Origin of the sequence: Streptomyces sp. NPDC005281 (assembly GCF_040607495.1) — a bacterium.
Taxonomy (GTDB): Bacteria; Actinomycetota; Actinomycetes; order Streptomycetales; family Streptomycetaceae; genus Streptomyces.
In genome coordinates this window covers 25,176-36,055 of record NZ_JBEXGX010000052.1, presented here as the reverse complement: position 1 = coordinate 36,055, position 10,880 = coordinate 25,176, and the positions used below count along the sequence as shown (strand labels likewise).

Annotated in this window: 6 protein-coding genes and 1 pseudogene; 4 read left to right on the top strand and 3 right to left on the bottom strand. The window is 68.1% G+C overall.

What is annotated here, in order from left to right; genetic code table 11:
• Positions 1-512 precede the first annotated feature (512 nt).
• Both ABZV42_RS39490 and ABZV42_RS39485 read right to left on the bottom strand, forming a co-directional pair.
• Positions 513-1,379 (bottom strand): RNA polymerase sigma factor SigF, encoded by an 867-nt coding sequence (locus ABZV42_RS39490; RefSeq protein WP_356056932.1) that lies wholly within the window; start codon positions 1,377-1,379, stop codon positions 513-515.
• A 248-nt stretch (positions 1,380-1,627) separates the two neighbouring features.
• On the bottom strand, positions 1,628-3,655 hold the full coding sequence (locus tag ABZV42_RS39485) for an AAA family ATPase (RefSeq protein WP_355989440.1): 2,028 nt from the start codon (positions 3,653-3,655) through the stop codon (positions 1,628-1,630).
• A 394-nt stretch (positions 3,656-4,049) separates the two neighbouring features.
• Between ABZV42_RS39485 and ABZV42_RS39480 the strand changes: the two genes are divergently transcribed.
• From ABZV42_RS39480 to ABZV42_RS39470, 3 genes and pseudogenes are all read left to right on the top strand, one after another.
• Positions 4,050-5,642 (top strand): FMN-binding glutamate synthase family protein, encoded by a 1,593-nt coding sequence (locus tag ABZV42_RS39480; RefSeq protein WP_355989437.1) that lies wholly within the window; start codon positions 4,050-4,052, stop codon positions 5,640-5,642.
• Between the two features lie 47 nt (positions 5,643-5,689).
• Positions 5,690-7,417, top strand: a complete 1,728-nt coding sequence (locus ABZV42_RS39475; protein WP_355989434.1) for a thiamine pyrophosphate-dependent enzyme — start codon at positions 5,690-5,692, stop codon at positions 7,415-7,417.
• Positions 7,418-7,621: 204 nt separating this feature from the next.
• Positions 7,622-9,139, top strand: a pseudogene (locus ABZV42_RS39470) (CYTH and CHAD domain-containing protein).
• A gap of 234 nt (positions 9,140-9,373) precedes the next feature.
• Here ABZV42_RS39470 and ABZV42_RS39465 read toward each other — a convergent pair.
• Positions 9,374-9,769 (bottom strand): ATP-binding protein, encoded by a 396-nt coding sequence (locus ABZV42_RS39465; RefSeq protein WP_355989431.1) that lies wholly within the window; start codon positions 9,767-9,769, stop codon positions 9,374-9,376.
• A 225-nt stretch (positions 9,770-9,994) separates the two neighbouring features.
• Here ABZV42_RS39465 and ABZV42_RS39460 point away from each other — a divergent pair, with 225 nt between their 5' ends.
• Positions 9,995-10,363, top strand: coding sequence for an STAS domain-containing protein (locus ABZV42_RS39460; protein ID WP_355989428.1), 369 nt, complete (start codon positions 9,995-9,997; stop codon positions 10,361-10,363).
• Positions 10,364-10,880: the final 517 nt, after the last annotated feature.

Genomic DNA, 10,880 nt, shown 5'->3' with positions numbered 1-10,880 from the left:
CGCTGATCCTTACGCGCGAACGGTTCGAACACCTCCGCCCCGAACGCCTCCAACTCACCACGCACCACAGCAATCTCGTCCGGAGTCACACACCCTCAACGCCACAACCCGCCCGCAGGACACGCACCAAAACCGCCGACCTGACCAGGCACTACTCGAACCAAGCGCAGAAACTCGCGCTGGGACGGATCGCAGTTCTCAGGGGTTTTGTCGTGTTCATCGAATTCGAACCAGAGCGGGTGCACGGGGGCCATCGTAGGTTCGGCCGGCCTGCCGTTTCGACGGAATATCGGTCGCGATGCTGCCGATCCGCGAATACCAAGGCGTCCCCGTCCTCACCCTGGAGAGGCAGCGCTGAAAACTCGGTGAACGGCCACCCCTGCGCATGCGTCCTGGAGATCCCTGCGAAGCTCAGCCGGGGGTACGGCGGTGACCAGCACAGTGCCAGGTTGCATGACACCGGCGGTGGGCTCGCAGGATGGCCCACCGCCGGATTGTTCTTCCCAGCCGTCTCACTGGGTGGTGAGCAGGCCCGCACGGAGTTTGGTCAGGGTGCGGTTCAGGAGGCGGGAGACGTGCATCTGGGAGACGCCGAGGTGTTCGCCGATCTGGGCCTGGGTGAGTTCGTCGACGAAGCGCATGTGGATGATGCGCCGTTCGCGGTCGTCGAGTCCGGCGATGAGCGGGGCGAGGGCGTTGAAGTCCTCGACGAGTTCGAGGGCGTGGTCGTCGGTGCCGATGAAGTCGGCGAGGGCGGTCTCACCCTCGTCGCCGTTGCTGATGGCCGCGTCGAGGGATGAGGAGACGTAGCCGTTGGAAGCCAGACGGGCCTCGTCGACCTCTTTCTCGCTCAGGCACATCAGCTGGGACAGTTCGCTGAGGGTGGGGGTGCGGCCGAGCCGGCTGCGGAGTTCTTCGGTCGCTTTGGCGAGTTCTACCCGGGCTTCCTGGAGCCGACGCGGGACGTGGACGGCCCAACTCGTGTCGCGGAAGAAGCGTTTGATCTCACCGACGATGTAGGGGATGGCGAAGGAGGTGAACTCGACCTCGCGGGTGAGGTCGAACCGGTCGATGGCCTTGATCAGGCCGATCGTGCCGACCTGGACGACGTCCTCCATCTCCCCGGAACCGCGGTTGCGGAAGCGGGACGCGGCGAACCGCACGAGGGAGACGTTCATCTCGATGAGCGTGTTGCGCGCGTACTGGTACTCGCGGGTGCCCTCTTCCAGGACAGCCAGTCGGTCAAGGAAGAGCCTGGTCAGCTGCCGGGCATCCTTGGGTGTGACCCGGGCCGGTTCCGCGATCTCGGGCAGCTCGGCTGTCCGCGTCTCCGTCGTCCCGGTCGGCTCTGTCGGCTCTGTCGTCTCGGTCGCCGTCATGGCGAGCCCTCCCCAATGGTCTGACCCCCGTCGGCCGTCGGCTTCAGAGCCCGACTGTGCTTGAGTACCCCCGATCGGTTGCGGCATCCCCCTGGGTGGTGGGTTTGCTCCAGGATCGCGTCGTATGCCGACTTTTTGAGCGATGGCCCGGGGTTGAAGCGGCTGAGGCGGCGTGCAGCCCCTTGCGTGCGGGCCGGTGTCTGTGCCGCGCCGGGTGCGCCCGCGGCGACGACGCGGGCGCCGGGTCGTCAGGCGGGCTGGACGGTGATTGTGCAGAGGCGTTTGGTGGCCCGGGTCAGGGCTACGTACAAGTCCCTTTCCCCACCGGGGCGGGCCGTGATGATTTCCTCGGGGTTCATGACGACGACCCCGTCGAATTCCAGGCCGCGTGCTTCGGACGCGGGCACGATGCGTGCGTGGTGAGCGACGCCTTGGGCCGCCAGCTCGCTCACCCTGGTGTCCGCGCAGATCACTCCAAGAAGCTCGCCCGGGTGCGCGGTGCTCTGGGCGCGGAGTTCCTGAACGACGGCGGTGACCAACCCGTCCGGAGATGTGGTCACGGTGCGAGGGCTCTCACCGCTTCGCAGTGACCGTGTGGGCTTCTGGTCCGGAGCGATCCGCGTGAGCAGGTCCCGGACGTTCTCCAGGATCTCCTGCGTGGTGCGGTAACTGACGGTCAGGTCGTGCAGTTTGAACCGCGGTCCGATGTGCGGGCTCAGTGCTTCCTTCCAGTCGCGTGCTGTCGCGACCGGGCCTGCCTGGGCGAAGTCACCCACCAGCGTCATCGCCCTTGCCGGGCAGCGGCGGACGATCATCCGCCACTGCATGGCGGTCAGTTCCTGCGCCTCGTCGACGACGACGTGCCCGTACGTCTGCTCGGGGGGCCCGTCGACCAGGCTCGCCGCCTCGTCCAGCAACGGGACATCGGCATCGGTCCAGGGGCCGTCCGGACCGCGCAGCAGAAGGGACCGCTCCCGCGCGGTCAGGCGGGGCAGGCGCTCGGCGAGAGCGCCGGCGTTCGTCAGGAGGGCCTTTACGAGGTCACCGGGTACCAGCCGCGGCCACAGCACCTCGACCGCTCGGTCGACGCTGGCGTCGTCGAGGAGATCGGCTCGGATGGCGTCCAGGTCCAGCTCGTGGACCGGCCCCGGGTCGGCCGCACCTTCGGTACGGCGCTGGGCGGCTCCCGTGAACCGGTCGAGGTCCATGCCCGTCATCGTGGCGGCATCGGCGTCGATCTGCTCCAGGAGGTCACCCATGTCTCGTCGCATCGTGTCGGTGACGGCGTCGACCAAGAGCTCCCTGAACACCTGGCGCGCTGGGTTGTGCCCCGGTGCGGCTGCCAAGGCGGCGTCGCGTGCCGTGGTGACTTCCTCGCCTGACAGGTGAACCAGTTCCTGTCCGACCCGCACGGTGAAGTCACCGGCGGGGGCTTGGTGGACGCACAGCAGGCCGGCCAAGGCGTCGGCGAGGTCGGAGCTGCCCTTGAGACGCGCCGTATCGAACGGGTCCACCGTGTCCGTGGACACTCCGGCCAGTTCCCCGCAGGTCGCCAGAACGACGTCGTTCTCTCCGAGCGAGGGAAGGACCTGGGAGATGTACTCGAGGAACCGGGCGTTCGGGCCCACCACCAGGACGCCCTCCTCCGTGGCGCGCGGGAACGCGTACAGGACGTAGGCCGCCCGGTGCAGGGCGACCACCGTCTTGCCGGTGCCGGGCCCGCCCTGCACCACGGTCACCCCGCGGTGGGCGGAGCGGACGATCTCGTCCTGCTCGGCCTGGAGCGTCGCGACGGCGGCGTGCATCCTGCCCGTACGCCGTGCCGACAGAGCCTCGGTCAACGGGCCGTCCCCCACGACGTCCTCGTCGGTCGGGGCGGTCCCGTCCAGCAGTTCGTCGCTCACCGAGATGACCGTGCGCTCCTCGAGGCGCAGGTGCCGGCGCCGCCGCAGGTCCATCGGGTGGACCGGTGTCGCCTCGTAGAAGGGCCGCGCCGCGTTCGCGCGCCAGTCCACGAGCCGAGGCAGGTCATCCTCCTCCGTATGCAGTCCGATCCGCCCGATGCGCAGGGCTGTGCCATCCGTCCGGTCGATGCGTCCGAAGACCAGCCCTTTTTCGGCGCCCTCCAGCCGGCCGATTTCCCTGGCCAGACGCTCGGCGGCGATTTCCCTCTCGTATGCCTCACCGGCGCTATCCGCCGGGGCCTTCAGCACACTCGCTCGGTGTACTCGCGCCTCGGAAAGCCGCTCGGTGAGCAACTCATATAAGGAGGACACATAATCCCGCTCCAATTCAACCGCACGCACAGCGGGATCATTCATTTTCGACAACAGGGGGCTCCTTCGATTCGAGCCACACCATACGGTCAAAGTTTCCTAAAGGTAAGTCTTGACTTACTTGGTGAGCCGTGGCCTTACGGCTGAATCCATGACGGCTGACAGTAAGGCGTATCAAGCATTCCACCGTTCCGAATATCGCCAATTACGCTCCTGATGCCCGCGTGCCTTATGGCGAGCCGCCCTTGGATGCCGGCGTTTTTTTGCCGCGCTCGGGAAGGCTCTCGGGCTCACCTCGGCGCTACCCCAGGTGCAGCGGCGCCAGTGCGCGGGCCCGCCCTGAGGATTCGCCTGAAACGAGCGCGGGCAGATTGGTGGCCGGGCTTGTGGACACATGGACAGGGTGCTGAAGAATCTCTTGATCGCCCTGCTGCTCCTGCTCGCCGTGTGCGCCGCTGTCGCCTCTGTGCTGGCTTCCCCCTGGTACTGGCTCGCGGCCGTACCTCTCCTCCTCGCCGCGGTGGTGGCCCTCCACGACCTCGGGCAACGGCGGCATTCCCTCCTGCGGAACTATCCGCTGCTCGGGCACCTGCGTTTCGCTCTGGAGGCGATGCGGCCGGAGCTCCAGCAGTACTTCATCGAGCGGAACTTCGACGGGCGCCCCTTCGACCGCGACACCCGCAGCATCGTCTACGAGCGCGCCAAGGCGACCGCCGCCGAGGAGCCGTTCGGCACCGAACTCGACCTCTACCGGGTCGGCAGTGAATACCTCACCCCCTCCATGGCCCCGCGCCCGGTCCCCACCGAGCCGCCCCGGGTGCGCATAGGCGGTCCCGACTGCACACAGCCCTACGACATGGCCCTCCTCAACGTCTCCGCGATGAGCTTCGGTTCGCTGTCGGCCAACGCCGTACTCGCCCTCAACACCGGTGCCAGGCTCGGCGGCTTCGCTCAGGACACCGGTGAGGGAGGCCTGTCCGAGTACCACCTGCGCGCCGGCGGTGACCTTGTCTGGGAGATCGGCACCGGCTACTTCGGCTGCCGCACGGACGACGGGGGCTTCGACGAGCGGCAGTTCGCCGAGAAGGCGGCGCACGATCGCGTCAAATGCCTGTCACTGAAGATCAGTCAAGGCGCCAAGCCCGGAATCGGCGGAGTGCTGCCCGGCGCCAAGGTGAACGCCGAGATCGCCCGGGTACGCGGCGTTCCGCAAGGAGAGACCGTCGTCTCACCGCCCTTCCACCGCGTCTACAGCACCCCACGCGAACTGGTGCGCTTCCTGGCCAGGATGCGCCACCTGGCCGACGGCAAACCCGTCGGGTTCAAGCTGTGCGTCGGCTCCCGCCGTGAGTTCCTCGCCGTGTGCAAGGCGATGCTGGAGGAAGGCACCACGCCGGACTTCATCATCGTCGACGGCGCGGAGGGCGGTACGGGCGCGGCGCCGCTCGAGTTCGCCGACAACGTCGGACTGCCCCTGGGCGAAGGGCTGATGGCCGTGCACAACGCCCTCGTCGGCGTCGGCCTGCGCGACCGGATCCGGATCGGCGCCGGAGGCAAGATCGCAACAGGCAGCGACCTGGTCAAGCGGTTGCTCCAGGGCGCCGACTACGCCAATGCCGCCCGCGCCATGATGTTCGCGATCGGATGCATCCAGGCGCAGCGCTGCCACACCAACACCTGCCCCGTGGGCGTCGCCACCCAGGACGCGCGCCGCGGGCGTGCCGTCGACGTCGGTGACAAGTCCCGGCGCGTCCACCGTTACCAGGAGGCGACGGTGAACAGCGCGCTCCAGATCATGGCGGCGATGGGCGTCGACGATCCGCGCGGCCTGCGCCCCCACATGCTGCTTCAGCGAGTGGACCCGCACACGGTCCGCTCGTACGCCGAACTTCATGAATGGCTCAAGCCCGGACAACTGCTCGCATCAGTCCCCGAGAGCTGGGCAACCGACTGGCAGACGGCCGACCCGGATCGCTTCACCCTCTGATCCGGGCCGTCACGTCGAGCAACCGCACCCGATCGAAGGGCATTGCTGTGGCACGTACCGTCGCCCGAGTCATCGTCGACGCACTGAAGGAACTGGGCGTCCGGCACGTCTTCGGGGTTGTCGGGGACGCCCTGAACCCGCTCACCGACGCCATCCGCACCACGCCCGACGTCGACTGGGTCGGCTGTCGGCACGAAGAGGCGGCGGCATTCGCCGCGGGCGCCCAGTCGCAGCTCTCGGGAACCCTCGGAGTGTGCATGGGAACGGTGGGACCAGGTTCCGTCCACCTCCTCAACGGGCTCTACGACGCGGCCAAGAGCCGGACACCGCTTCTCGCGATCTGCGGTCAGGTTCCTCTCGCCGAGATCGGCAGCGACTACTTCCAGGAGGTCGACAACGACCTTCTCTTTCGTGACGTGGCCGTCTACCGTGCCACCGTCACCTCCCCGGACCAGATGCCCCGCATGCTCGAAACCGCCGTCCGCGCGGCCGTCAGCCAGGGCGGAGTCGCCGTGCTGACGGTCCCCGGTGACCTGGGAGACCGGGAGCTGAGCGAGGACCGGCCGGCACGTTTCGCTCTCGACCGTGCCGTCACCCGGCCCGATGACCCGGCGCTGACCGAAGCCGCCGACCTCCTCAACGCCGCCTCCCGCGTCACCCTGCTCGTCGGCCGGGGGGCACGTGAGGCCCGTACCGAAGTACTGCGCACCGCCGATCTGCTCGCCGCGCCCATGGTGCTCACGCTCAAGGCGAAAGAAGGGTTCGAGGAGGACAACGCCTACGAGGTCGGTCAGACCGGCCTGATCGGCAACCCCGCCGCCTCCCACGCCCTCGACAACGCCGACGCGCTCCTCATGCTGGGCACCGACTTCCCCTACCGCGACTGGTACCCCAAGGACTGCAAGGTCGTCCAGGTCGACGCCCGCGAGGAGCACCTGGGCCGACGGACTCCCGTGGACGTGGGCCTCGCAGGCGACGTCGGAGCGACGCTGCGTGCCTTGCTTCCGCTGCTGAAGGCGGCACCCGACCGTGCCCACCTGGAAGACTCCCGCGACCGCTTCGCCCGCTGGCAGGAAGGTCAGCGACGGCTGGCCCGCCCCGAGCACGATCACCGCTGGACGGGGAAACTGCGTGCGGCCCTGGACAACCGGGACCACGAAATCCGCCCTGAGGCACTGGCCGCCGCCGTGGACCGATACGCGGACCAGGACGCCGTGTTCACCTCGGACACCGGCATGGCGACCGTGTGGCTCTCGCGCTTCGTCACCATGGGCGGCACCCGCCGCCTGATCGGTTCCTACAATCTCGGCTCCATGGCCAACGCCATGCCGCAGGCCCTCGGAGCGCAGCTCTGGGCGCCGGACCGGCAGATCATCGCCTTCTGCGGTGACGGCGGCCTGAGCATGCTGCTCGGAGACCTCATGACGATCAAGTCGTACGACCTGCCGGTAAAACTGGTCGTCTTCGACAACCGGCGCCTGGGCATGGTCAAACTGGAACAGGAGCAAGCGGGGCTGCCCGAATTCGGTACCGAACTCGACAACCCCGACTTCGCCGCGGTCGCCACAGCGCTCGGACTCACCGGAATACGGGTCACTGATCCGGCCGAGCTGCACGACAGTGTGCGCCGGGCGCTCGGCACGCCCGGGCCGGTCGTGCTGGACGTGCTCACCAATCCCGAGGAAGTCGCCGTGCCGGGCAAACCGACCGTGGCACAGGGCTGGGGCTTCGCCATAGCCAAGGTCAAGGAGGTCCTCTCGAGCCGCGACGGGTGAGGTGGATGCGTGAGCCCGGGCAGACACGTCCGGGGCGTCGACGCTGTGCGGAGGTGCACGCGGTGCGGCAGATTGCCGGCAGGGGCGGAGATCTATCGGACTGCGGTCCCGGATGAACCGCAGGTGACTGGACGGCTTGCCGTCAATAAGGGTGAAATGGTCACCAAAGGGTTTGAATCCAGGGAATAGGTCTACGCGATACCTATGGTTCGTTCGACGCGAGAGACAGAACGAAAATACGCGGCCGCCGACGCCGTCATCTCCTGGCTGGCCGACCTGGCCGGCGCCGGCCGCATCGCCTCCGTGGCGGACCAGGGGGTGCAGGAGCTGGACGCCGTCTACTATGACAACGACGACCTGCGACTGACCCGCACCCAGGCGTCCCTGCACAGATGCCGGCTGGCATCTGAAACTCCCGCTCCCCGGCGACAGGCGCGAGGAGATACAGGCCCCTTTGATGTCGCAGGACGTCCCGGAGGAGCTGCGGGATCTCGTACTCTCCCGCACCCGCGGCGCAGCGCTGCGGCCCGTGATGCGGATCCGCTCCAGCCGCTCCCTGCACCATCTCCTCGATGCGGAAGGCGATGTGCTGGCAGAGCTGAGCATGGACGAGGTGTCCGCCCATGCACTCCTCGACGACAAAGGACGCACGGCCTGGACGGAGATGGAGGTCGAACTCGTCCAGGACAGCGACCCGGCCCTTCTGGACAGCGTCGAGAAGGTACTTCGCAAGCACGGTCTCGAACGGGCGCAGAGCCCGTCCAAGGTGCTCCACGCCCTGACACAGGCCACGTCACTCCTGGAACGCGCGCATGGTGCGCGCGCCGACCTCGTCCCGGGATCGGCCGGCGAGCACGTTCTGGCCTACCTGGACCGACTCCTCGGCGCTCTCACGGACCTTGACCCCGCGGTCCGTCGTGACGCGCCCGACTCCGTCCACCAGATGCGCACCACAGCACGCCGCCTGCGCGGCTGCCTGCGTTCCTACCGCCCCGTCCTCGACAGGGAAGCCACCGACCCCATCCGGCGCGATCTGAAGTGGCTCGCCAACGAACTTGGTGTGGAACGCGACCACGAAGTACTTCGCGAGCGGCTCACTTCGGCCGTGCGGGAACTGCCCGGCGAGCTGGTCCTGGGCCCGGTCGAGGCACAATTCAAAGTCTGGGACGTGGCGCAGCGAACCGAGGCGCGCCGTCGCACTCTCGACGCGCTCGCATCGCACCGCTCCTGAACCTGCTGGATGATTTGAAATCCCTCACCGAGGCGCCACCCATGCATGCCGCCAAGGCGGCCGGCCAACCCGAGAAAATCTTCGGCAAGGTACTCCGGAAGGAGTACCGCCGCCTCGCCGGGCGCATGGAGCCGGCGCTCGACATGGCGTCGGGTCCCGAGCGCGATACCGCGATCCACAACGCCCGTAAGGCCGCCAAGAGGCTCCGCTATGCCGCGGAGGCGGCCCGTCCGGCCCTGGGCGGACCCGCGCGGCGTCTCGGCAAGCGCGTCCAGGCTGTGCAGCGGGTGAGCGGAGCCCAGCACGACAGCGTGGTCACGCGTGACACCCTGCGCCAGCTCGCGGCCTCCGCACACGCGGCGGGGGAGTCCGGCTTCACCTGGGGTGTCCTGCACGGTCAGGAATGGGCCGCTGCCGGCGCCCGGGAGCGACAGCTTCCGGAGGCCTGGGCCAAGGCCCGCGCGGCGCGGAGCAAGGATCTCCGATCCTGAGGGGTCCGGGCGGCGTCTCAGAGCAGACCTTTCGGCGGGCCATGCATTCTCGGCCAGGCGCTCTTCGGTCTCCGGACCGGGGCGCGGCGGGCTGGAGTGATGCGCCTCGGCTGCATCCAGGCGATCACGAGCGGGCTGCGCTTTCCGCACCCGTTCAGTCCGTGGCATTCGCAAGAGGCGAGGGAGCGACAAGTGCGGCGGCCGCATTCGCGGGCCCGAGCCTGACCCGGACTGTCATACCTCGTTGAGGGCGACGGTGGCGACGACGCGTTTGCCGGTCGGCGTCGCCTCCGTCGTGACGCGTTGGGCGAGGGCGGTGACGATCTCCAGGCCGTGCTGTCCGATCCGCTGGGGGTCCGGCGCATTGACGGCAGGCGGCAGCGGGTTGCTGTCCCACAGTTCGATTCGCAGTGCGTTGCCGGTGATCCGCAGGCGCAGAACGGCCGGGCCGGGGGCGTATTTGCGGGCGTTGGTGACCAATTCACTCACGATCAGCTGAACGATCTCCACCGCCGAGTCCGGCACCAAGAGGCCGTGAGTGTCGCGTGTGGTGGTGAGGAAGGATGCTGCAAGATGTCGGACCTGCGCCAGGCGGGAGCCGTGGACGTCCAGAGCAAGCGAAGTCTCCATCGGCGAAGGCACCTCCGCGTGCCTGCCACCGGCGCCTTCGGATGAATGACTCATCTTCGCCCGCTTCCCGTTTTCGCCAGGTACCCCGTCCGATACCGCCCACGCACTGTCCCGGACGTTACCTGCGGCACGGCTCTACGGACGCATCGTCCGTAGGATGCGGTTCTTGACGTGCCTTCCCCTGGAAGGCGAGGACCTGACACGACGAGACTTGTTGAAGGGCACGTGGCAGACATTCATCACCCGGTCGGACAGCCCGCGCGACTGTCGATTAACCAGACCGCCATCGACGGGATCCGTGTCCTGGCCTTGGCCGGCGAACTCGACGCCGATACCCTCGGCACGCTGCGCAAAGCCCTCCGAGTGGAGGACGACGACCCATCGCCGCTGACGGTGCTCGACCTGAGCGGGGTCACGTTCATGGACTCCAGTGCCATCAACGTCCTGGTCGCAGCGAACCGCGATGCTGCGGCGGCGGATGGTTGGCTTCGGATGGCAGCTCTGACAGAGCCGGTCCGGCGGGTCGTGGACATCGTCGGCCTCGACACGGTCATCGACTGCTATCCCACTCTCGCCGAGGCCCTGAAGCCCTGACCGGCCGCGCAACCGCCGGGCTGTGCCGAAGCAGGCGGCGAGGCACAGCCGACCTCGAGCAGCTTCGGGCGGTTGTCGGCAATGGTCTCCTTCACTCACCGGCCGGCCAGGACGGTCGTCTTCCGCCTCCGGCTCGGAAAATTGCGGCCGCGCGTCCGTCGGATCACTTGATGCCGATGCCCGAGGTCGCGGCTGCTTCGCAAGCTATTGGCCTCGATCGCGGGTTTCCCCGAAGCAGGAAGACTCCGGGGAACCCGGAAAGGCTGTCTGCTCAACCTCTCGAACCCTGGGTAGCCCGTCGCCCGCAGCTCACACGCCCCGGCGCGTCCAGGCCTGGCTCAGACGTGGCACAGGCCCGATGCCGGGTGTGGCCAGGCACGGGCTCCTCGTGTCCGAGGGGAAGTCGCGGGAGGGCGGCAGACTCTTGAACCTGACACCGCTCGGCCGGGCCGCGTCCGCACAAGTTCAGGCAGGCCGGCGGGGGATGGGCGGGATTGCGTGCGATGAGGATCGATCG

Excerpts from the sequence above, each read along its gene's own strand:
- ABZV42_RS39490 (WP_356056932.1), bottom strand. The coding sequence starts at position 1,379 with ATGACGGCGACCGAGACGACAGAGCCGACAGAGCCGACCGGGACGACG.
- ABZV42_RS39465 (WP_355989431.1), bottom strand. The coding sequence starts at position 9,769 with ATGGAGACTTCGCTTGCTCTGGACGTCCACGGCTCCCGCCTGGCGCAG.
- ABZV42_RS39480 (WP_355989437.1), top strand. The coding sequence starts at position 4,050 with ATGGACAGGGTGCTGAAGAATCTCTTGATCGCCCTGCTGCTCCTGCTC.